Genomic DNA, 20919 nt, shown 5'->3' with positions numbered 1-20919 from the left:
GGACGCAGCCGAGGACGTCACCGGCGCCCGCCTCCCTGCCGGAAATCCTTCATTTACCCATCAAAACATTACAAATAGATTCGATAGACATCCCTGATCCCAGGTGGAATAATGCGTCACACCTAAAACGCAACGTTATATCATTACATTTTGAGTGGGCCGCTACGCCTCGCTATCCGTCGGAACTGTCTTCAAAAACAAACCTCTTGCTCGGGGATCATGAACCACCGCACATTCATCGCCCATGCGGCGCTCCTTTCGTTCGCCGTCGCTGCAGCCGGACAGGCGCGGGCTGCAGATACCGACGCCACGCTCGACGGAACGGTCAATGACGCAGCCGGCAAGCCGGTCGCGCACGCCGCTGTGGCACTCAAGAACGCAAGCGGCTCCGACGCGGGGCAGACCACGACCGACTCGAGCGGCCACTTCACGCTTGAGCACGTCGCCCCCGGCACCTATGCGGTGGCCGTGACGGCGCCCGGGTTTGCCGCCACGTCGCAGATCGCGATGGCGGCGTCGACTACGCCGGCCCGCGTGGCCGTCGTTCTGCAAAAGGACAGCACGCTCGATGTCCAGGTCAACGCCAAGCGGCTCAATGAAGCCCGCAACGGCCTGCTCCCCGAAACGGGCAGCAGCATCTACCGCATCACGCAGGCCGATATCCAGACGATGCCGCGGGGCGCGAACACGCCGCTAAACCAGGTGCTGCTACAGGCGCCCGGCGTCGCAGACGATTCGTATGGCCAGTTGCATGTGCGCGGCGACCACGCAGACCTCCAGTACCGCATCAACGGCATCCTGATTCCCGAGCCGATAAGCGGCTTCGGCCAGTCGCTAGACACCCGCATCATCGATCAGGTGAACTTACTGACTGGCGCGCTGCCGGCCGAGTATGGCTACCGCACGGCAGGCATCGTCGATATCCGCACCAAGTCCGGCGACCTCGGCAACGGCGGCTCGATCGACGTGTACGGCGGCCAGCGCGGAACCCTGCAGACGAGCGCCGATGTCTTCGGCAGCAAGGGCGACTTCAGCTATTTCTTCAGCGGCTCGCTCGGCGTGAACAACCTCGGGATCGAGGCGCCCACCGCGTCGCCGGACCCGATCCACGACCACACGCGCCAGGGCAATGCGTTCGGCTATATGTCGTACATCATCAACCCGCTCACGCGGGTGAGCGTGATGTTCGGGACCGCCGCCAACCAGTTCGAGATCCCGAACACGCCGGGCCTCACGCCGAACTTCTCGCTCGCCGGCGTGCCGTCGTTCGATTCCGCCAATCTGAACGAAACCCAGTCGGAACTGAACAATTTTGCGGTGGTCGCCCTGCAGGGGACCAACGGCGGCGCGCTCGACTATCAGGTGTCGCTTTTCACGCGCTACACGCGCACGCAGTTCAATCCCGACCCGGTCGGCGACCTGATCTTCAACGGCGTGGCCTCGCAGGACTTCCACAACGATACGGCCAATGGCCTGCAGGCCGACACCACGTACCGGCTCAACGACCATCACACCATCCGGGCCGGCGTGTTCTTCCAGCAGGAGCATGCGGACTTCCGGGACAACGTCTCGGTCTTCCCGGCCGATGCCGACGGCAACCAGACCTCGGACGTGCCGTTCACGCTGTCCGACTCGAGCAGCAAGACCGGCTATCTCTACAGCGCGTACATTCAGGACGAGTGGAAGATCAACGATCGGCTCACCATCAACTACGGTCTGCGCTACGACGGCATGGATCAGTACGTGCAGGCGAACCAGGTGAGCCCGCGCATTGGCGCGGTGTTCAAGCTCACGCCCACGACGACGTTCCACGCGGGCTACGCGCGCTATTTCACGCCGCCTTCGATGGAGCTCGTGTCCAGTTCGACCATCAACCGCTACAGCGGCACGACGAACCAGAGCGAGGTCACGCAGAACGATCCTGTGCAGCCCGAGCGTGACGATTACTTCGATCTTGGCGTGACGCAGCAGGTCGGCTCCGATCTCACGCTGGGGCTCGATGCGTATTACAAGAAGGCGCACAACCTGCTCGACCTGGGCCAGTTTGGTGCGGCGCTCATCTATACGCCATTCAACTACCAGTACGGCCGGGTCTATGGCGTCGAATTCACGGCCAACTACAAGCATGAAAACGTGTCGGCCTACCTGAACCTCGCGTATAGCCGCGCGCAGGGCAAGAACGTCAATTCCGCGCAGTTCAATTTCGGCGCGGACGAACTGGCCTTCATCAGCGATCACTGGGTATTCCTCGATCACGACCAGCGCGTGACGGCCTCCTTTGGCGGCGCGTACAACTGGCATCAGACCACCTTCACGATGGACGGCACGGTCGGCAGCGGCCTGCGCGATGGCTTCGCCAACACCGGCAAGCTGCCGCTCTATGCGCAGTTCAATCTGGCGGTCATCCAGCATTTCAACCTCCCGATGATCGGCAAGGTCGACGGGCGCATCGTGGTGGTCAATGCCTTCGGCCGGACCTACGAACTGCGCGACGGTTCCGGTATCGGCGTGTTCGCGCCGCAGTACGGTCCCTATCGCGCGTTTTATGCGGGCGTCACCAAATACTTCTGACGCCTAACCCTAACCGGATACCTTCATGCAAGACTGGCTGGGAATCGTACAGGCCGCACGCGTCGGCGGCTGGGTCGTCTATCCGCTGACGCTGCTCGCCGTGATCGCGCTCGTCATCATTCTCGATCGCGCCTGGGTGTTCTGGCGGTTTGCCGCCATCTCCCCCTCCGACGCGGATAGCAATGTGCCTGGTAATCCTGATCATATCTCGATGCTCCTGCGTCTGCCTGCGCAGCACGCGCGGCGCAGGCTGCTCGAGCCCCTGATCCGTAACGGCACGAAGCCCGCCTGGTGGATCGAGGCGAGAGCCGGTGCGATCGCACTCGAGGTCCAGCGCGACATGTCGAAAGGCCTATGGGTGCTGGAGACGATCGTGACGGCCGCACCGCTCCTTGGCCTGCTCGGCACGATTGTCGGCATGATGCATGCGTTCCGGCTGATCGGAAACAGCGGCCTCGTCAATCCGGGCGGCGTCACGGGCGGCGTGGCGCAGGCGCTGGTGGCCACCGCCATCGGTCTCGTGATCGCCCTCGTGTCGCTGTTCGCGTTCAACTACTTTTCCCGGCGCATCGACCGGCTGGTGGACGAGCTCGAAGCGACCGCCAGCGCGTGGCTCAGCGATCTGAGGCTAGAGCAGGAGCGCGAGGCAGAAACGTCATGAAGCTGCGCCGCTCCCGCGCGTCGAAGCGTGGCCGCATCGAGATCATTCCGATGATCGACGTGATGTTCTTCCTGCTCGCGACCTTCATGCTCGCGTCGCTCGCGATGCAGCGGCTCGACGCTGTCAAGCTCGATCTGCCGCAAGGCGCTGCGCAGCCGCTTGCCGAACAGCAGCCGCTGACGTTGAGTATCAGTCGTACCGGCCAGATCGAGGTGAACCGTCAAACCGTGAAGCTGAACGAGATTGCAGATGCCATCAAACGGCTGCTGCCCTCCGATGGCAACGTGGTGGTTGCGGCAGACGCCGGCGCGCCGAACGGGCTGGTCGTGCAGGCCATGCTGCAGGCCCGCCAGGGCGGAGCCGGCCATTTCCTGATTGCGGTCCAGCGTGACAATCCATAGCATCGCGCGCGTCATGAGCTTGCGCCTGGTAAGACTGTTCGATGCGCACGGCACGCGGGCGATCACGGGACTCGTTCTCGCGGTCGCGCTGTGGTCCGTCTTCATCGATTGTTTCGTGGACGGGTTATCGGAAAGCCCAGAACCGGTGCGCCCATTGACGCTCGACGCGCGCCTCGTGGAAATCGCGCCTCCGCCTCCCCCGCCAGCGCAACCGGCGCCTGCAGCGCTGCCCGCGGCGGCACGACCTGTGCCCCACCTCGCCGCACCGGTTCGGCCCACCCACGTGGTTCGTCCGATGGCCCGGCCCACGGCCCCGGTTCCTTCTCCGTTACCGGCTCGTTCCGAATCTCCGGCCCCGTCGCCGGTCGCCGCGCCGCCGGCCACCACGGAAAGCCGTTCCAGTGCTGTGGAAAGTTCGGATACCTTATCTTCGTCTTCGGCAGGTCCGTCGACTGACACAAGCTCAGGCGCGTCCGGCAACGCGAGCGCTCACCCGATCCTCCAGCCCTTGCCCGTATTGCCCGATGATCTGCGCGAGTTTGCATATCAGGCCGTCGCCCTCGCCCGCTTCACCATTCACCCGGACGGCTCGGTCGATGTCGCGCTCGTGAGACCGACGCAGAATCCGCGACTGAACCAGTTGCTGCTGGAGACGCTGCGCAACTGGCGCTTCTTTCCTGCCCTGAAAGACGGCCATCCGGTCGAAAGCGAACAGGACATCCGGGTCCATTTCAATGTGGGGTGATTGGGCAAACCCGAAGCACCGCCGGCGCCCATCAGTCCTCGCCTGCACTGCCGCAACCGGGAAGAGGTATGATTTCCTTATCAGCCCGCACCCGTTACCGTTATCCATGCCGACCCGCCGCCCCGCCCGCCCGTCCGCGCCGCAACCTGTTACCGACTGGCCCTCCCGGCTGCGGGAGGCGGGACTGCGCTCGACGGCGCTCAGCGTTGCCGTGCTCGAATGCCTCGAACGGATCGACCTGCCGCGGTCACACGACGAGCTCGCGCGCGATCTGGCAGCCGCTGGCAACGGCGAAAAGGTGGACCGCGTGACGCTGTACCGGATTCTCGACCGGCTCACCGCTGCCGGGCTGCTCACCCGCATCCAGGGATCGGACCGCGCCTGGCGCCATGCGCTCGTGCAGCATCAGGGCGCGAGCGGCTATTTCGAGTGCGATCAGTGCCACAGCATCTCCGCACTCCCCGAGGATCCGGAACTGGCCGGCGTGCTGGCGCGCATCGAGCGCAAGCTGAGTCGCCGCGGCGTGCACAGCACGAATTCCGCTGTCACCATTCACGGCACCTGCCGGGACTGTTCGAGCCACGGCGTATAAGCCCCACGGGCTTGGGACAACGGCCCTCTGCGGCACTGCGGCGGATATCAGCCCATTAATGCAATAGAGTTGCATTAAGTCAGTGTGTTGTAGAGCGTGATGGCAGGCAGCGTCATCCGGACCGGACCTCCTGCGCACGGATGGCGCCCACCTCGCTGAACAGCCGAAACGTTTCCTCGACCGTTGCGCGTTCGACGGCGCGCGTGATGAAGACGATGCGCGAGCGCCGGTCCTCGCCCGGCCACGCATCGAGCGGCACCGGCGGGTGGAACACGTGCTGCACGCCGTGGATGACGATCGGCCTGTCTTCGCCCTGCACGTTCAGGATCCCCTTGATCCGCAGCATCGAAGGGCCCATCAGCGACAGCAGCACGTCGAGCCAGTCGGTCAGCACCTTCTCGGGGATGGGCTCGTCGACCGTGAAGCAGAACGCGCGAATCTGGTCGTCGTGGCGATTGACGTCGTGTTCGTGCCCGTGGTGCGCGTGGGTATGACCATCGTGATGATCGTGTCCGTGGCCATGACGATGGCCGTGGTCATCGGAACGATACGGCTCCTCGGAAAGCCACCGTTCCACGTCTGCAATCTTGCCGTCCGCCGTGAAAAGGCCCAGATCCAGTATCCGGCTCGCCGCCAGATCGCCATGACTGACGCGGATGAGCTCCGCGGCCGGGTTGATCGCATGCAGCCGGCCGGCGAGCCGCTCCCGCGCCCCGGCATCCACGAGATCCGTCTTCGTCAGCAGCAGCCTGTCGGCCATCGCGGCCTGCTTGACCGCCTCGACGTGTTCGTCGAGCGTCGCATCGCCGTTGCGCGCGTCGATCGTCGTCACCAGCCCGTCGAGCCGGTAGCGATCGCGCAGGTCGCGGTGCGTCGCCAGCGTCTGCACGATGGGCGCGGGGTCCGCGAGCCCCGTCGTCTCGATCACCACGCGGCTGAACTGCCGCTCGCCCTCGCGCGCGAACCGCCCGTATCCGGCAGTTGCGCCTTCTGCCCGGCGCGCGAGCCACGCCCGCGCCGGGACGGGCCTTGCCCGCCACGCTGCGAACGGCGTGCCGCTGCGCCGAGCCTTGGGCTCATGCCGCGCCTTCTTCCTCGGGCACCCGGCCGCCCCACGCGGGGAACGGATCGTCGTAGCGGGTCCATGCCTGCGGACCTTCCGCCATTTCCGCATCGGTGAGCAGGCACGCGTCGAGGCGCCGGCGCATGGCCTGCTCGTCCATGTCGAGGCCGATCAGCACCAGTTCCTGACGCGCGTCGCCGACATTCGGGTCCCAGTGACGGTCGATGAATTCGAGCGATTCCGCATCGGTCGGCCAGCGCGATTTCGGCACCGCTGCCCACCAGAGGCCCGCCATCCCGTACCGGCACACGGCGCCGGCCTGCGACCAGGACCCCGTATGGGGCGGACGGCTCGCCAGCCAGAAGAAGCCCTTCGAGCGCACCACGCCCGGCCATTCGCTGTTCACGAGATCCGAGAAGCGCTTCGGATGCATCGGACGGCGCGCCCGCCACACGAAGCTGCGGATGCCGTACTCCTCGGTCTCCGGCGTATGTTCGCCGCGCAGTTCCTTAAGCCAGCCAGGCGCCTTCGATGCCTCCTCAAAGTCGAACAGTTGCGTGTCCAGCACGCGGTCGAGCGGCACACGGCCGAACTCGGAAATCTCGATCCGCGCCCGCGGATTGAGGCTGTGCAGGATCGCCATCAGGCGCTCGCGGCCGGCCTCGTCGATCAGGTCGACCTTGTTCAGGAGGATCACGTCGCAGAACTCGATCTGGTCGATCAGCAGGTCGACGACCGTGCGCCTGTCCTCCTCGCCGAGCGATTCGCCGCGCGACTGCAGGCTGTCCTGCGAGCCGTAGTCGCGCAGGAAATTGAACGCATCGACGACCGTGACCATCGTGTCGAGCCGCGCGACGTCCGAAAGGCTCTGGCCGCTCTCGTCGGCAAACGTGAATGTCTCCGCGACGGGCAACGGCTCCGAGATGCCCGTCGATTCGATCACCAGATGGTCGAAGCGCCCTTCCTTCGCAAGACAGTTGACTTCCAGCAGCAGGTCTTCGCGCAGCGTGCAGCAGATACAGCCGTTGCTCATCTCGACGAGCTTTTCGTCGGTGCGCGAAAGCTGCGCGCCGCCATCGCGCACGAGCGCGCCGGCAGTCGTGCATCCATGAAGTGCTCCTTGTGTACCGTGAATATCCCATCTATCAGCCCTTACCGCTTCGTTCATGGGGACCCGCCCACCGCCTGTATCGCAACATAGTTGCAATATACCAGTTAATGCAACTTTGTTGCGTTAATTTGAGACGCGTGGGAATACTCGGTTCCCGAGTGGGCCGGTCGGGTTGCGCGGTTCGCCATCGTAATCCGGCATTGCATCAGGCATTGTGCTTGCCGATGCCGGGTACGGGGATAAAGGGGAGGCGTTTATTCGCGTTCTGGCCACAACGCATTGCAGAGTCGCCCGATTGTCCAGAGCGCTCTCTCCGTTAACGCCAGATCGGGAAGCGCGCCAGGCGAGGCAGCAAATCCTCCGCTCCCCACCTGGCACGCAAGCACGAACTCGAGGCTCTCGAGTGGATACCTGATCGGCAGATCGAGCAACTGACAGCACTGCACGCCAGAAAAGACCGGATCAAGCCTCGACATCCGCGTCTCGGGGCTCAGCGTGAAACCGGATGGTTTGCATTGCAAACTATCGACAAACCTCGCCGTATCATCCGGTATCGAAATATCTTCAGCGAGTCGCAGGATATCCAACGCCAGCCACGTGTCCCAAATATTGGGTGTCGCGCCAAAACCTCCCGCAACGGCCAGCGTTCTCATATATTTCGCGATCGCGGACACGTCGCTGCGGTCGTCGAGCATCACCTTGAGATGCGCCAGACAGCGCGTGCGTTCCAGCCAGCCCGTTTGTTGAAACTGCCGGTCCGGTACGGCCGCGAACCCGAGTCGGCTGACTGACCTGGCGACGGTATCGGGCAGCGATTCGACCTCCAGGGCATGAAATGCCGTGACCAGATGAAACAGGAACCGCGGCTGGGAGGGCGTTCCAAGGCTGGCAAGAAACGCTTTGACATGTTCTGCATCAGGAATCGGTAAACCCAGCAGTACGAACGACCTGACTGCGCATCCCGTATCCTCGATATTGGGGTGATCGGTGTGCTGGGAGCGGTAAAAGCAGAACCCGCCAGAGCGCGATTGCCGGCCGCACAGGTACTCGTGCGCCTTCGCACGCGCCTCTCCGACTTCCCGGTGCAATTTTTCCCGTCGTGCCTCCGAGAGATTTTCAGTGCTGGAGCTCATGCATCCCCTCCTCGCCAGGCAACCTTTAGTGGCGCCGCGGCGTGCCCATTCCTGAAAGCAGATTCAGCACCAGTCCCATCACGCCGTCCTCATCGTTTCATCAAGCCGGGCGCAGCATCATCCGCTTCCCTTGCTCACTCCTTTTCCCGCAGAGCAAGCCAGTCATCAATCGCGTCCTCAATTTCAGCGCAAACCGTTAAGAGTGCGTCGGTGCTCGATTCAAGCAAGGCACTGTATTGAGGACCAGTCTCTCCCGTCGCCAGAACCCGTGTTTGCGCGTGTGCAGCGACGGCCCCCGACAATTGATGCGTGAGTTCGATCACAATAACAAGGCCACGGTAGATACGTTGGTGCATTTCGCCCATCTGCCGTTCACTCCCTTGTCCAATAAGTCATCGCGTTGCCATTGCGCGACTGCGGCACTACACTCAGACGTAGGGAGATGGCATTCTCCCAATCGCCTGCCCGGGCTGATGATGCCTGCTCACCGGTACGTCTGGTACGCTCGTGAAGCCATTCGCTTCGCTGCGAATTTCCAGAAAGGATCGCGTGAGGCCTGTTCGTTCGGGATGGCCGTGCAGCCGCCGATGCTCCTCGATTCGACACGGACTGCGTGTTACCCGCCTTCTCTGCGCACGACCGCACGCGTGGGAGATGGACATGGAATTCTCCGTTGAAACGCTCGACGCCTGGCGCGCGGAGATTGGCGTCCAGCCCTCGGTGCTGGCCGACAAACTCGAGGCGCTCTGCAGCGCCGGGGCAGATCTGGCGCTGGTACTGGCACGGTTCGACACGCTGGACTCGACGCACGGCAGCGTCCTCATTGCACCTGGCACTGCCGATCGTGCAAAGGTTGCCGCGTGCGAGGCGGGCTTCGACCTGGGACGTCGTTTGTACCTGGTCAGATTAGAGGGTCCCGAGCGACGCAGCTTGAGCGCACTCCTCATCCGGCGCCTCGCGGATAATGGCGTGAACATCAAGGGGTTCTGGGCGTCCGCCGTCGGGCCGCGCTTCACGGCGGCGATTGCGGTGGATACCATCGAGGATCTGGGGCGTGTCCTGCATACGCTGAGCCAGATCCGTCATTGACCCGCAAGGCGCACATCGCTGCCATTGTCGTGCACCGCCCGGCTTCAGCGATGTCCCCTCGGGCCATCGTCGCGATTGCGCACGATCGTGACGGAGCACGGCGCATAGGCGATTACCTGCCTGGCAACGGACCCGAGCAGCCAGCGATCAAACGCAGTGTGTCCGCGGTGTCCGACGACCAGATGGTCAATATCATGCTGCTCGGCGTACAGGACGAGTTCCTTGGCGGGATGCCCGACAACCGTTTCATATTGAACAGCCGATCCGGATAACCCGAGCTTGCCCTTGAGTTCCGTGATCAGGTCGTGGCAATGACGTTTTTCCGCCTCGAGCCACTCCGGCCTCTCATACGAGAGCTTGCCCCAGTCGGGTGGACGGGCGACCGTGAGAATATGCAATCGGGCTCCTTCCTTGTCGGCGAGTTCCTTCGCGAACAAGACGGCTTCCTGCGCCGAAGTCGATCCATCGTAACCCGCGAGAATGTCATGCATGATTACCTCCCGCCACGCAACGAGTTGCCTTGCAATACAGGGCGTTGCAATACAGGGCGCGCCATTGCCCCACGCCTTCGCTGAAATCAGCCAGGCTTGTCTCCGCCATCGACCTCAAATCCGAGGCAACGCAACGTTTCCCGCAGCGCGGTGGTGAGTGAATTTCCACGGACGCGCATGCCCCCCGGACCGATCACCATGAAGTCGCCGGTCGCAAACGCAAAGATGCTCACGTGACCGAGCGCGCGCAAGGCGGCCTCCCAAAACGCTGTGTCCTTACCGGGCGCTGCGCCGTTTGTCCCGGAAGCCGCATGCCCTGGCGGCATCCTCATATCGGCGCCGCTCTCACGTCCAGTGCCGCCATCGTGGCCTTGGGCATTGAGCACGAATACACCCCCGCATGGACCTTTATCCGGATTGATCTGCATTGCCGGTTTCCCTCTCCATCAATCATCAGCCACGAGCCGGTGCTCGTGTCAGCCGCAGTTATTTTTGTCAAACCGCTTGAACCCGCAGGGGCGACGTTAGTTTTGCTTAGCGTAATGCGACGTCTCCCGCCCGCTCGATACGAAAGCGGGAATCACGCATCGGGCCGGGTACGGCCCGAACACGGCATTGCGGGGTAATGGACGAAGTGCTGCAGACCGGAACAGCCGATCAATGCAGTGAAAGAGAGTTTTTCTCATGGTGAGCCTACTGTAGACGTGTCGGGTCAAGTGCATCTCGCACCACACACAGTAGGCATTATCAGCCGGTGAGTCGGCAGTTAAGGGAGAATGCCATCTCCGCGCTCTGAGTCTAGCACGCGATTTTTAACCTAACCAGATTCGTTTAAGCCTCGCCGCCGGACCCTGGCGGAGCGCCCGCCAGCGAAGGCGCCCGGCTTGACGCTGCATTGCGCCATGCTAGAATCGCCCAAGGAGATGGCATTCTCCTTTAACCGCTCACAACGAGCCGATGATGCCTACAAAACCCGCGAGACGAATGCCCTCTATGGGTCTTCGTCCAGGTCAAATCCAAGTCTGGGGCATCGGACATGTTTCAATCGGTTCTGGCAGTTGCCATTGGTGGAGCACTTGGTTCGCTGTTCCGCTGGTTTCTTGGGGTGCGTCTAAACGGACTCTATCCCGATCTCCCTCTCGGCACGCTTGCAGCAAATGCCATTGCTGGCTACATCATTGGCGTAGCCATTGCGTTTTTTGCGCGCTTACCCCAGATTCCGCCAGAGTGGCGCCTGTTTGTGACGACAGGACTGATGGGCGGCCTCTCCACCTTTTCGACGTTTTCCGCTGAAGTCGTGGGCGATCTCCAGCAGGGCCGATTTGGCTGGGCTGCCGGCGAAGTCGCCATTCATCTCTCGGCCTCGATCGTCATGACGATACTGGGGTTCGCGACAGTCAGCGCGGTTTCGCATATGGCGACAGCATGACGGCGCAACCGTCGAATTCGCTAATCGCCCGGTGACCTCCCCGCTCATTCGTCTGTCCACGGCACGTGCACGTTGACTAGCCCGGCGATCAGCTTGAGCGTTCTTTCCGCGGCCTCGGTTTCTTCGGCACTGGCAAGCTGCCTGCGTATGGCGTCGTGTTTCGTCGCATAGCGCCTCAGATCATCCGCCAGCCTGGACAGTATCGCTGCTTCGCGCGCGAGCACTCGCTCTATCAGCCCCGCGTCATGCAGCCCCGCAACCAGTGCCGGAAGGTGCAGCATGCAGATGCCGGACAATGAATCGACACCACGCGTGGCGTCCTGCGCCAGACGATCCGCAATCTCCCTAATCGCAGTCTGCAGGGTCGTCATGCACAGTCGACACAGCGCACACTCGTGCGCGTCGGGCAGAACGTCCTTGCGATCGAGCACGTCCTGGATGCCTGCGGATGCGGCCCGCGCCGCGCGCTCCAACGTTGCGGACAGCGCCCCGAGCAGCGCAGGGTAGCCAATCGCGACGCCGCGTGGTGCCGCAAGCGCCGCGAGTTGTCGCGTATGCGTGGCACAGAGCCCTCTTGCTTGTGCATGCTGGTCCTGCGACTGCGCACTCACACTCAATTCATACTGGTAGCGACACAGAAAGTCGAAGCTGACCAACTGGACGCGCTCGCAGATTTCGCAGGGCTGGAGGTCATGCAGCGAGCCAAGATCGACGTCTGAACTGGGAAGACGCGGACGAGGACTACGCACAGTACCGCTGTCCGCTTCAATACGATGGATGGACTCCTGAATATCCAGCGCCACCGAGGCAAATTTCGCATCTGAAGGATCCAGCCGCGTAACGTCGAGGATCCGCTCGCAAAAGCTCGCCAGAAATGCACGCCGCTTGCCGTCGACGAGAAAGCCGACCAACGCCTCCTCAAGCCCGGCTACCCCGCTTTCCCGCAGCGCTTCGGGATCGCCTCGAAACTTCGCGGCCAGGCCATCACGCGCAGAGACGGAAAATGGCGGCAACGCACGTGGCCCGAGCACGCGCTGCAATTGCTCGTTCACGTACGCGAGCCCTTCTTCACGCTGCGCCTGTGTGACCGTGTCCTGCTTGTTCAGCACCATGAATACGTGGCGATCGTGGCGGGCGGCAAGGCGCAGCACGGCAAACTCTTCTTCGGACAGCGGGCTGTCGTAGCTGGTGACGATCAGCATCGCATCGGCCTCCGGAAGGAAGGACTCGGTCGTGCGCGTGTTCTCGGTGATCGCTGAACCCAGACCCGGCGTATCGATGAAATGGAATCCTCGCCGCAGCAGTTCGGCGGGCAACTGTACCTCCGCGGTTCTCACACCGCGTACATTGCCGGGGTTGGCGCGTTGCGTGATGAATTCGGGAAGTGCGTCGAGCGCAATCTCTGTCGCCAGATGTCGCCCTTCATAGTGGATGATGACTTTCTCCGTGCTGCCATAGACGACGGTCGTGATGACCGACGTAAGCGGCAGGATGCCGGTCGGCAAGCGCTCCACGCCAATCAGTGCATTCATCAGCGAACTCTTGCCGCGCCCAAAGCGGCCGACCACCGCGAGATTGAAGCGGTCTTCCGCGAGGCGCACAAACAGGTCGCGAATCCTCTCGCCGGTTAGCTCGCCCTTGTCCTTTGCGGCCTCCTGCAAGGAGCGCAGCTTGCTGGCGAGTTCGAACTTTGCGTTTTCGTATTCGCGCAGGTTCATCGGGATTCTCTCCGTTCCTCATTGATAAGGGTATCTAACCTTTCAGATCTGATGCAATGTCTGCGCGATCCTGTCGATTCGGGGCTACGAGTCGGCAGCGATATACGCAACCATCGCAATGAAGCGACTGGAACAGCAGGGAGGCAGGTATCTGGCAGTGACCAGGGCCCGCATGAGCGGCTGAATCTGGGCACCGGAGGTACGGCCACGTGCGATGAGCACAATCTGGCCGAAAGGGAACTGGTGGTCGCGCCAGTGCCGCCTTCGAGCAGGCCGGCAGGCATCATCAGCCCAGGCGGGCGGTCAGGGAGAATGCCATCTCCACCAGTGTTCATCAATTTTATCGCTGCTTTATGCGTGTCGCAATGTGTTTGCATGGACCCGCGAGAAAGCCGCCGCGCGTCGTTTCCCCACGTTGCGGAACCGTTTCGATCTGCGATAGACTGTCCGGAAGGAGATGGCATTCTCCTTCCAACCGCTGCGTCTTCCCTTCGCGGCTAATGATGCCTACGAACCCCTGGGGGTGCCGTAGGTTATCGACCACAACGAGCCAAAGCGCCATCCCAGGTCACGCAAGCAGAACCGGAACGTGACTGCCATGCCCTCTGCGCAATCCCCGCTGTCTGACCATGCCGTTTCGTGCAACGACCGTTTCATGGCCACTGGCGCGTGCGATGTCGATTCGATGGACCAGACCCATGCCGCCAACGACGCAGACTGCGTTATCTGCGCGCAGCTTGCTGGTGCAGACGGAAGGTACTTCGGATACCTGATGCGTGATGCGCGGGCGCGAACGGCAATCGCGCAGACCATTGCAACGAGCATGGGATTCTGTCCAGATCACGCTGCCGTGATCGCATCGCCCGGCAACAAGACGCCTCCGGCGCTGGAGGCGACTATTCGCGAAGCGGGCCGCCATCTCGGCTCATTGCTCGAGCGCGCGACCTTACAGGACGAACTGCTCCAGGACATCCTGTTCAATGCGCGTGGGCGCTGCCCCGCTTGCGCATATTTTCATCGCAGCGAGGGACGCGCCGTGGCCCGTGTGCTACACGGCCTTGAAAGCGATGGCAAACGCGCCCCACTTCCGCCACTGTGTTTCGTCCACACCCAACTGCTTGTCCGGCGCACGGAACCGCCCTTGCGCGGACGTCTCGTGCGTCAGTTGCGCAACATTGCGCACACGGCGTTCGAGGTGCTCGATACGCCGGCGGCCATCCGCTTCGATGATGGCGTCGCTGCCGTATGCAGGGTGCTTTACCCGCTGGCGCACGACCGCATGCCTCTCGCGGATGCGCTTTGTGCGTGCCCGATCTGCGAGGCGATCCGCAACGCGCGCAGCCAATGGCTGATGGCCGCCGCGGAAAACGTGCGTCTCGAACAGCCTGGCTGGATCACGCTTCCGACCTGTCGCAATCATCTGCTGCTTTGCCTTGCGCAGACAAATAGAGACCTCCAGCGCGCGGCGCTTCGGCGCTATATCGAGGCCGCGTTGCCCGGTCGCCCAGCCCCCACCGCTCAGCGTGCCGATGAAGCCCCGAAAAGACATCGACGCAGCAAACTCCGATGGTTCAACGCGGTTGGCCGCGCGGCCCAGCCGAACAGCGCGGTGCCCGCACCGGGGGCATTCCAGCGCGAAGCGTGCCCCGCCTGTGACGCAGAAGAAATTGCAGCCCGCAGAGCCATTGCCCAATTGATTCGTCAGGTGTCCCGCGCGAAGCATGACGATGACGCGCTGCTGGCCACATCAGGAACGTGCCTCAAGCACTTCGCAGAAGCCCTGATCTACGCATCGGACCCGGATATCGAGCGCCGGTTGAGCGCTGCGCTACGCAATACCCTGCAGCGCACTCCCGGGACATCCTGACCGGTAGTAAATCATCGATTCCGCGGTGCCGCGCGCCGACGGCTAACCCATGCGAATACCGGCAGCGCCAGCACCTGTGCGATAACACAGAAGACGACCGCCCCCACGATCGACCGGTCATAAATCCAGCCGATCAACGCGCTACCTGCAAACCAGCAAACCCCATAGACGGCCGTGAACATGCCGAACGCGGAGGCCCGTCTCGACCGGCTGACCATGGGCGCCACGGCCGCGGGAATGATGGATTCGTGAACCCCCATGCCCATGCCCCAGAGCGCGGCGCCCAGAACCGCATATTCAGTGCGCCCGGCAAGAAACACGAGCGGCGCGAAAGCCGCTGCAACGGCGGTCAGCGCGATCAGGATGCGAAAGCCGTAGCGGTCGAACAGCCGTCCGAGGACGAGCGAGGCGCCGCCACTGACCGCCATCGCGACGGCATAAAGCAAGGGCACCCAGTCGGCCGGGATCACGCGATGGATCGACCAGTGATAGGCGATCAGCGGGTAATCCGCGAAGCCTGCCGCGACCAGGCCCGCCCCTGCAAGGTAGACCCAGTAGTCGACGGGATAACGACCGACGACTGCTTCCTCCGCCTCTCGTTCTTCGAGGTCCTGGGGGCGCGGAAACGCAATGCGCGCCAGCGCGACGAAGCACAGATTGATGAAGGCGGGAATGGCCAGCAGGGCAAACGCGAGACGGTAGTTTCCGTGCACTGCAATGACGCCAGCGACGACGAGCGGCCCCACCATGGCGCCGAACTGGTCGAATGCCTCGTGAATCCCGAAGGCCCAGCCATATCCGCCGATGCGCTTTGCCGCGCTGGCGAGCATCACGTCCCGCGGCGGATTGCGAATGGCCTTGCCCGTACGCTCCAGCACGATCAGGACGGCTGCGAGCTGCCAGCTATGGACGAGCGCAAGAAGCGGGACAGCGCTCATCTGCACGACGTAGCCGACGATCGTGATCGGCCAGAACTGGCGCGAGGCATCGGCCAGTCTCCCCGACACCACCCGCAAGCCATAACCGAGCAGTTCGCCCAAGCCGACCACGATCCCGATGATCGTCGCGGACGCGCCCATGGTGGCCAGCCACGGACCCAGGACGCTGCGCGCGCCTTCATAGGTGAAGTCCGCGAAAAAGCTCAGGACACCGACAAGAAGTACGAAGCGCATCGCGCGTCTCGCCGCGAGACCTCCACCGGTATCCTTCATGACGCCTCCGCAAGCAACGGGGAATGCAGCGACTGGCCAAACGGCGGATCACCGCTCGACTACCGCGCCCTCACAGGGAAGAAACACGGCGCGCACGTTCTGAAGGCCCTTGCCATGCGTGCCCCAGAATGCCCTCACCTTGGTCTCCAGGTCGATCAGTTCGATGCAATGCGGGAAGCGATGATGCGCGGCCTCGACGTGTTCGTGGTGAAGCCGGTCTCCGTTCAGATAACCCGCATGCACGCGGTGCAGCACGGCCTGCTCGATACCGGCAAGCTTCGCATGACTGAGCAAATGGCGGGCGAGACTCGGCCGCGTGAGGCGCTGCCAGAAGCGCTTCGATTGATGCGCATGGGCGCGCTCGGAATGATGGAAATACAGACGAAGCGAAATCAGTTTGGACATGATGTTCAGGAAACGGATGTTGGAGTCACGACTGAGTCGGCGAAGCTGCAGCAGTTGCGGCGCGACGCGCACGCCGGAGCGCCGGAATGTCGGAAAGCCGCATTCCCGCCGGCAGCAGCGGATGCTTGGCGTGGCCGACGCGCTGGGCGCGATAGATGCCCGTATGTCCGGAAAAAAGATAGGCCACGACACAGGCGAGCGCCGCATAGACCGCAATGTCCGAGCCGAACAGCTCGATGGCCATGATGGTGGACGCGATCGGCGTGTTCGCGGCGCCGGCGAACACGGCAACGAAGCCAAGACCCGCGAGTACCGGAATCGGCAACGCGAGCACATGACCCAGGGCGTTGCCCAGCGTCGCGCCGATGTAGAACAGCGGCGTCACCTCGCCGCCCTTGAAGCCCGACGCGAGCGTGACGGCCGTAAAGGCGAACTTGCCCGCGAAGTCGTAGACGGGCAGCGGTCCGTGGAATGCCTGAACGATCGTGGGGATACCGAGACCCAGATACTGCGGGACGTTCAGGACGACGCCCGCCACGGCCACGACCGCGCCGCCCACGAGCGGTCTCGCCGGTGCGTAAGGGATCTTGCGCTTGATGAAGGCGGACAGGGCATGCGTCGAATCGGCGAACAGCATGCCAACGATGCCAAAGGCAATGCCGGCCACGATGACCGAGCCCACGCCCAGCGCCGTCACGGCAGGGACGGCCGGCATGCTGTAGACGGTGTGGTGAATGCCCCAGACGCGGCACACCTGATCGGCCACCAGCGACGATGCGATGCAGGCAAGCAGCGCGTCGTAGCGCAGGCGGCCGATGGCCAGCACTTCGAGCCCGAAGATCGCGCCGGCCAGCGGCGTGCCGAAGACCGAGGAGAAACCCGCCGCAATGCCGCCCATGAGGAGGATCCGGCGTTCCTCGCGATCGAGCCCGAAGAGCGCGGTCACCTGATCGGCGAGCGCCCCGCCCATCTGGACCGCCGTGCCTTCACGGCCTGCGGAGCCGCCAAAGAGATGCGTGACCACGGTCGCGATCAACACGAGCGGCGCCATGCGTTTGGGGACGATCTTCTGCGGATCGTGAATCTCGTCGATCAGCAGATTGTTGCCGCCTTCGACCGATTTGCCCACGCGGTGATAGACCCAGCCCATGGCAAAGCCCGCCAGTGGCAACAGCCATAGCAGCCACGGATTGTCGAGGCGGATATCGGTCGCGCGATCGAGCGCGTAGAGGAAGACGGCGGATGCGGTGCCGGCCAGCGCACCGAGGATGCAGGACAGGAGCAGCCAGCGCGCCAGATACGGCAGCATCGCGACCTGCTCGAGAGACTTCAGGTTTTTCATGTTATCCAGGTTTGAAGCGACATCAAACCTGGGCGACGGCGGCACCGCACGGACGACCTACGACCTCCTTCACCCAGGAACTCGTAGGCATCATCAGCCGCTAAAAGAACGCGGCGGTTAAGGGAGGCATGCCATCTCCGAAAGCCGGGCGATTTTAAGGGACGATGTATCCGCCTGCAAGCCGGGTGTCGCAAAAACGACGCACAGCCCGCTCGATTGTGCGTGGACGGGCGGCACCGGATGGCTTGCGGGACGGCGCTACAGGAGCGTGAGGAACAGAATCGCGATCAGCAATCCTCCGATCAATGCGAGGTAGAAATTCAGGTTGCCCGACTGCAGGGCGCGCAGCTTTTCCGCGCAATGGTTCACGACCCGTACCGCGGGGTCGAACAGATGCCGTTCGAACAGATCCGTCACGCCCGCGGAAAACACCAGCCGCTTGATGAAGTATTCGCGCTGTTCGTGCTCGCGCGTGGTGCTGATGGTCGGCTGGTACACGAAGCTGTAGAACGTGCGCATCGCGTTCGAAAACGTCAGCGCCGTGGTCATGGCGTCGCGCGGGTTCGTCGTCATGCCGCCGAACCACACGGGCACACGCCGCACGGCGCGACGCTTCGTCAGCCAAAGCAGCGCAATGGGCAGAATAGCGAGCAGCGGCATCACGATAATGAGCTTCGAGGGTGAGATGAACGCGAACTTGTCGGTCAGCGGAACCAGCAACCAGCCGGACACCATCGCCTGCGGACTATTGGCGTTGAACAGCGCCTGGGCGTCCGCCGCCAGCGCATTGAGCCAGAGTGGCGCGCCAACGGCGACCGCGAGCACGCAAAGGCCCAGGATGCCGACCGCCATGGCGTTGGCCCGGGGCACCGGCGGCGTGACATCGACATCGGGCAAGCCGAGCAATCCCAGCCCGAAGACCTTCACGAAAGTTGCGAGCGCAACGGCTGCGGCAAGCGCAAGCCCCGCACCCGCGAGCACCAGCACCAGCCGTCCGACAAACGACGAGAGATGGAAACCCTGAAACACGGACTGGAACACATACCATTCGCTGACGAAACCGGCCTGCGGCGGGACCGACGCGAGGCTCATCACCGCAAACACGGCGCCGAGCCCGAGCAGAAAGCCACTCCGTTTGAGCCACCCATGCTGGACGATGTCGTAATTGCCCGCGGCTCGGAAAACACCATCGGCAGTGAGGAACAGCGCGCCCTTGGCGAGCGCGTGCCCCGCCAGATGAAGCAGCGCCACGGTCCAGGCGAGGCCGGCCAGATCCGGGAGATGGTCGGCGCGAAAAAGCTGCGTCACGCCCAGCATGACGATGGCGACCGACGCGTTCTCCGCCGACGAGTAGCTCAGCAGCGCGCGCCAGTCGTCCTGCTGGAACGCAAAGAGCACCGCCAGGATCGCGCTGATCACGCCCACCGCAATCGCGATCACGCCGAGGCCGAACGCCGTATCGGGATGCACGGCCACATCGAGCCAGCTATTCCATGCGCGGCTCAAGGCGAAGTACGCGGCATTGAGCACAACGCCGGAGAACAGCGCGCCCGTTGCGCCGCTGCCGCTCGAATAGGCGCGCGGAAACCATTCGTAGAACGGCAGCAGACCGAGCTTCGCGCCGAACCCGATCAGGAGCGCGATGCCCGCAAACCAGGACACGACATCGCTCGATGTCGTCGCGGCGGCAGCGAAGCTTGCAAACCCGATTCCTCCCGCCGCATGGTCGAGCACGATGACCGCGAAGACCAGTGCGACCGCCCCCACCTCGAGAAGCGCGAGCATCAGCAACACAGGCTTCGCTTCGTTCTCCTCTGCACGTTCTCCCGCGAGCATGAGCGCGCCGCCGAGACTCATGAGCTCCCACGCGACCAGCAGCGCCGTGCCGTCCTGGAGGCCGACCACGCCGAGCGCGCCGAGCAGGCTGAATGCCGCGCCCGCGTACCAGCGTCCCGGGCGGCCCGCGAGCGGCGAGCCCAGCCAGCAGGCGAAGATCGCGGGCACGAGTCCGAAGCCGAGCAACCAGAGGCCGGACGGTTCGATCGCGAATGAAACGGGATGCGAGGCCAGCGCAATGCCCAATGCGGCCGGCGGCGTGCCCAGCGGCAACGCGACGAGGCAGGCGAGCATGCCAAGCACGCAGCCCGCGCCAAGCAGTGCGCGCGCGATGCGATGCATCACACGGAGCGGCGACACGATGGCGGCCAGCACCCAGACCGCGACCGCGAGGCCGAGCAACAGGTTAGCGTTCAATCCGGCCTCCCCTCATGCGCTGTTCCTCGCGCCCGACGAGCATCAGCAGCGCGTGTATCAACGCTGCGGGATTGGGCGGGCAACCTGGCAGATAGACGTCGACTGGCACGACGCCGTCGAGTCCGTTGCCGCATGCGTAGTTACCGCCCGAGACGCCACCCGACACCGCGCAGGTCCCCGTCGCAATGACCCAGCGCGGCACCGGCATCGCGTTCCAGGTCTCGAGCAGTGGCCCGTGCATCGCCTTCGTGACCGGCCCCGTGACCAGCAGCACGTCCGCGAAGCGCGGGGACGGCGTGAAGAAAATGCCCAGCCGGTGCAGGTTGTAGAACGGGTTGTTCAATGCTTGAAGCTCGGACTCGCAGCCGTTGCACGAGCCCGCGTCCACGTGCCGGATATGCAGGCTGCGGCTGAAGGCGCGACGCCCGCGCTCCACGCCCTTGCGGGCGATGCGCTCGCTCACGACCTCGTCCCATTCGAGGTCGAGCCGTTCGCTCACGCCGAGCGCCCAGTCCTCCGATTCCGTAAACGCGCCGGTCGGGCACACCTGCGTGCAGCGCTGGCACACGATACAGCGTCCCCAGTCGACTTCCGGTGCCGTCGCCGCGTGCTCCGCCGGCATGAGGCGGATGGCATGCGTCACGCAGGCCTCGGCACACGCATCGCATTGCGGCCGGCATTTCGACGGGTCATAGCGCGGCATGCCCAGCACGCCCTGCTGCCCGTCATCACCGCCCTCGCCGTGCTTTAGCGGCCAGTCCGTGCTCGCGCGGCCTTCCTTGAGTCCAAACCAGGTCCAGAGTGACATGGTGCACGTTCCTCGAAATGCCGGTACCG

20 protein-coding genes and 6 riboswitches are annotated in these 20919 nt (G+C 63.5%); of the genes, 8 read left to right on the top strand and 12 right to left on the bottom strand.

Features of this window, described 5'->3' with window-relative positions; genetic code table 11:
• Nucleotides 1-219 precede the first annotated feature (219 nt).
• The 5 genes from U5775_RS29675 to U5775_RS29655 all read left to right on the top strand — a co-directional run bounded on the left by U5775_RS29675 (nt 220) and on the right by U5775_RS29655 (nt 4970).
• Nucleotides 220-2571 (top strand): TonB-dependent receptor, encoded by a 2352-nt coding sequence (locus tag U5775_RS29675; RefSeq protein WP_322061686.1) that lies wholly within the window; start codon nt 220-222, stop codon nt 2569-2571.
• Between the two features lie 25 nt (nt 2572-2596).
• Nucleotides 2597-3232: a MotA/TolQ/ExbB proton channel family protein gene (locus U5775_RS29670; RefSeq protein WP_322061685.1), complete on the top strand. Its 636-nt coding sequence runs from the start codon at nt 2597-2599 to the stop codon at nt 3230-3232.
• Nucleotides 3229-3633 carry a biopolymer transporter ExbD gene (locus U5775_RS29665; RefSeq protein WP_322061684.1) on the top strand — a complete coding sequence of 135 codons (405 nt, stop codon included), beginning with the start codon at nt 3229-3231 and terminating at the stop codon, nt 3631-3633. Before U5775_RS29670 ends, U5775_RS29665 begins: the two co-directional genes overlap by 4 nt.
• Before the next feature lie 13 nt (nt 3634-3646).
• Complete coding sequence (locus tag U5775_RS29660) at nt 3647-4378, top strand: TonB family protein (protein ID WP_322061683.1); 732 nt, start codon at nt 3647-3649, stop codon at nt 4376-4378.
• Between the two features lie 106 nt (nt 4379-4484).
• Complete coding sequence (locus U5775_RS29655) at nt 4485-4970, top strand: Fur family transcriptional regulator (RefSeq protein ID WP_322061682.1); 486 nt, start codon at nt 4485-4487, stop codon at nt 4968-4970.
• A gap of 112 nt (nt 4971-5082) precedes the next feature.
• Here the strand turns inward: U5775_RS29655 and U5775_RS29650 are convergent, their stop codons facing one another.
• From U5775_RS29650 to U5775_RS29635, 4 genes are all read right to left on the bottom strand, one after another.
• Nucleotides 5083-6144, bottom strand: a complete 1062-nt coding sequence (locus tag U5775_RS29650; RefSeq protein WP_322061681.1) for a GTP-binding protein — start codon at nt 6142-6144, stop codon at nt 5083-5085.
• A complete protein-coding gene (locus U5775_RS29645; protein WP_322061680.1) occupies nt 6047-7201 on the bottom strand; it encodes a GTP-binding protein in 1155 nt (384 codons plus the stop codon). The genes U5775_RS29650 and U5775_RS29645 overlap by 98 nt, the downstream gene beginning before the upstream one ends.
• Before the next feature lie 197 nt (nt 7202-7398).
• Nucleotides 7399-8277: a hypothetical protein gene (locus tag U5775_RS29640; protein ID WP_322061679.1), complete on the bottom strand. Its 879-nt coding sequence runs from the start codon at nt 8275-8277 to the stop codon at nt 7399-7401.
• Nucleotides 8278-8411: 134 nt separating this feature from the next.
• Entirely contained in the window at nt 8412-8642 is a 231-nt protein-coding gene (locus U5775_RS29635) for a hypothetical protein (protein WP_322061678.1), read from the bottom strand.
• A gap of 64 nt (nt 8643-8706) precedes the next feature.
• A riboswitch (Fluoride riboswitch) is annotated at nt 8707-8767 on the top strand.
• Between the two features lie 170 nt (nt 8768-8937).
• Here U5775_RS29635 and U5775_RS29630 point away from each other — a divergent pair.
• Nucleotides 8938-9366, top strand: a complete 429-nt coding sequence (locus U5775_RS29630; protein ID WP_322061677.1) for a hypothetical protein — start codon at nt 8938-8940, stop codon at nt 9364-9366.
• A gap of 44 nt (nt 9367-9410) precedes the next feature.
• On the opposite strand, the gene U5775_RS29625 is transcribed toward U5775_RS29630, so the two are convergent.
• Complete coding sequence (locus tag U5775_RS29625; RefSeq protein WP_322061676.1) at nt 9411-9857, bottom strand: universal stress protein; 447 nt, start codon at nt 9855-9857, stop codon at nt 9411-9413.
• An 86-nt stretch (nt 9858-9943) separates the two neighbouring features.
• Nucleotides 9944-10285, bottom strand: coding sequence for a hypothetical protein (locus U5775_RS29620; protein WP_322061675.1), 342 nt, complete (start codon nt 10283-10285; stop codon nt 9944-9946).
• Between the two features lie 303 nt (nt 10286-10588).
• A riboswitch (Fluoride riboswitch) is annotated at nt 10589-10653 on the bottom strand.
• Nucleotides 10654-10767: 114 nt separating this feature from the next.
• A riboswitch (Fluoride riboswitch) is annotated at nt 10768-10831 on the top strand.
• Between the two features lie 62 nt (nt 10832-10893).
• Between U5775_RS29620 and crcB the strand changes: the two genes are divergently transcribed.
• On the top strand, nt 10894-11286 hold the full coding sequence (gene crcB, locus U5775_RS29615; RefSeq protein ID WP_322061674.1) for a fluoride efflux transporter CrcB: 393 nt from the start codon (nt 10894-10896) through the stop codon (nt 11284-11286).
• A 44-nt stretch (nt 11287-11330) separates the two neighbouring features.
• Here crcB and U5775_RS29610 read toward each other — a convergent pair whose 3' ends face one another.
• A complete protein-coding gene (locus U5775_RS29610; RefSeq protein WP_322061673.1) occupies nt 11331-13004 on the bottom strand; it encodes a dynamin family protein in 1674 nt (557 codons plus the stop codon).
• Between the two features lie 270 nt (nt 13005-13274).
• A riboswitch (Fluoride riboswitch) is annotated at nt 13275-13336 on the bottom strand.
• Nucleotides 13337-13448: 112 nt separating this feature from the next.
• Nucleotides 13449-13521: riboswitch (Fluoride riboswitch) on the top strand.
• A 138-nt stretch (nt 13522-13659) separates the two neighbouring features.
• Here U5775_RS29610 and U5775_RS29605 point away from each other — a divergent pair.
• Nucleotides 13660-14871, top strand: coding sequence for a hypothetical protein (locus U5775_RS29605; RefSeq protein ID WP_322061672.1), 1212 nt, complete (start codon nt 13660-13662; stop codon nt 14869-14871).
• 11 nt (nt 14872-14882) lie between these two features.
• Here the strand turns inward: U5775_RS29605 and U5775_RS29600 are convergent, their stop codons facing one another.
• The 5 genes from U5775_RS29600 to nuoB form a co-directional block, all read right to left on the bottom strand.
• Nucleotides 14883-16082: an MFS transporter gene (locus U5775_RS29600; protein ID WP_322061671.1), complete on the bottom strand. Its 1200-nt coding sequence runs from the start codon at nt 16080-16082 to the stop codon at nt 14883-14885.
• A 48-nt stretch (nt 16083-16130) separates the two neighbouring features.
• Nucleotides 16131-16487 carry a DUF190 domain-containing protein gene (locus U5775_RS29595; protein ID WP_322061670.1) on the bottom strand — a complete coding sequence of 119 codons (357 nt, stop codon included), beginning with the start codon at nt 16485-16487 and terminating at the stop codon, nt 16131-16133.
• Nucleotides 16488-16512: 25 nt separating this feature from the next.
• A complete protein-coding gene (locus tag U5775_RS29590) occupies nt 16513-17829 on the bottom strand; it encodes a voltage-gated chloride channel family protein (protein WP_322061669.1) in 1317 nt (438 codons plus the stop codon).
• A gap of 77 nt (nt 17830-17906) precedes the next feature.
• A riboswitch (Fluoride riboswitch) is annotated at nt 17907-17977 on the bottom strand.
• 110 nt (nt 17978-18087) lie between these two features.
• Nucleotides 18088-20082, bottom strand: a complete 1995-nt coding sequence (locus U5775_RS29585; RefSeq protein ID WP_322061668.1) for a proton-conducting transporter membrane subunit — start codon at nt 20080-20082, stop codon at nt 18088-18090.
• Nucleotides 20072-20890, bottom strand: coding sequence for an NADH-quinone oxidoreductase subunit NuoB (nuoB, locus tag U5775_RS29580; protein WP_322061667.1), 819 nt, complete (start codon nt 20888-20890; stop codon nt 20072-20074). The genes U5775_RS29585 and nuoB overlap by 11 nt, the downstream gene beginning before the upstream one ends.
• Between the last annotated feature and the right edge of the window lie 29 nt (nt 20891-20919).

This window comes from Paraburkholderia sp. J63 (assembly GCF_905220245.1).
Classification (GTDB): Bacteria; Pseudomonadota; Gammaproteobacteria; order Burkholderiales; family Burkholderiaceae; genus Paraburkholderia.
The sequence above is the reverse complement of the archived record's forward strand: the minus strand, read 5'-3'. Positions and strand labels throughout refer to the sequence as shown.

Bases quoted from the DNA above. Each gene is read 5' to 3' on its own strand.
- U5775_RS29675 (WP_322061686.1), top strand. From the start codon at position 220: ATGAACCACCGCACATTCATCGCCCATGCGGCGCTCCTTTCGTTCGCC.
- U5775_RS29670 (WP_322061685.1), top strand. From the start codon at position 2,597: ATGCAAGACTGGCTGGGAATCGTACAGGCCGCACGCGTCGGCGGCTGG.
- U5775_RS29665 (WP_322061684.1), top strand. From the start codon at position 3,229: ATGAAGCTGCGCCGCTCCCGCGCGTCGAAGCGTGGCCGCATCGAGATC.
- U5775_RS29660 (WP_322061683.1), top strand. From the start codon at position 3,647: ATGAGCTTGCGCCTGGTAAGACTGTTCGATGCGCACGGCACGCGGGCG.
- U5775_RS29655 (WP_322061682.1), top strand. From the start codon at position 4,485: ATGCCGACCCGCCGCCCCGCCCGCCCGTCCGCGCCGCAACCTGTTACC.
- U5775_RS29650 (WP_322061681.1), bottom strand. From the start codon at position 6,144: ATGCGGAAATGGCGGAAGGTCCGCAGGCATGGACCCGCTACGACGATC.
- U5775_RS29645 (WP_322061680.1), bottom strand. From the start codon at position 7,201: ATGAACGAAGCGGTAAGGGCTGATAGATGGGATATTCACGGTACACAA.
- U5775_RS29640 (WP_322061679.1), bottom strand. From the start codon at position 8,277: ATGAGCTCCAGCACTGAAAATCTCTCGGAGGCACGACGGGAAAAATTG.
- U5775_RS29635 (WP_322061678.1), bottom strand. From the start codon at position 8,642: ATGGGCGAAATGCACCAACGTATCTACCGTGGCCTTGTTATTGTGATC.
- U5775_RS29630 (WP_322061677.1), top strand. From the start codon at position 8,938: ATGGAATTCTCCGTTGAAACGCTCGACGCCTGGCGCGCGGAGATTGGC.
- U5775_RS29625 (WP_322061676.1), bottom strand. From the start codon at position 9,857: ATGCATGACATTCTCGCGGGTTACGATGGATCGACTTCGGCGCAGGAA.
- U5775_RS29620 (WP_322061675.1), bottom strand. From the start codon at position 10,285: ATGCAGATCAATCCGGATAAAGGTCCATGCGGGGGTGTATTCGTGCTC.
- crcB (WP_322061674.1), top strand. From the start codon at position 10,894: ATGTTTCAATCGGTTCTGGCAGTTGCCATTGGTGGAGCACTTGGTTCG.
- U5775_RS29610 (WP_322061673.1), bottom strand. From the start codon at position 13,004: ATGAACCTGCGCGAATACGAAAACGCAAAGTTCGAACTCGCCAGCAAG.
- U5775_RS29605 (WP_322061672.1), top strand. From the start codon at position 13,660: ATGGCCACTGGCGCGTGCGATGTCGATTCGATGGACCAGACCCATGCC.
- U5775_RS29600 (WP_322061671.1), bottom strand. From the start codon at position 16,082: ATGAAGGATACCGGTGGAGGTCTCGCGGCGAGACGCGCGATGCGCTTC.
- U5775_RS29595 (WP_322061670.1), bottom strand. From the start codon at position 16,487: ATGTCCAAACTGATTTCGCTTCGTCTGTATTTCCATCATTCCGAGCGC.
- U5775_RS29590 (WP_322061669.1), bottom strand. From the start codon at position 17,829: ATGAAAAACCTGAAGTCTCTCGAGCAGGTCGCGATGCTGCCGTATCTG.
- nuoB (WP_322061667.1), bottom strand. From the start codon at position 20,890: ATGTCACTCTGGACCTGGTTTGGACTCAAGGAAGGCCGCGCGAGCACG.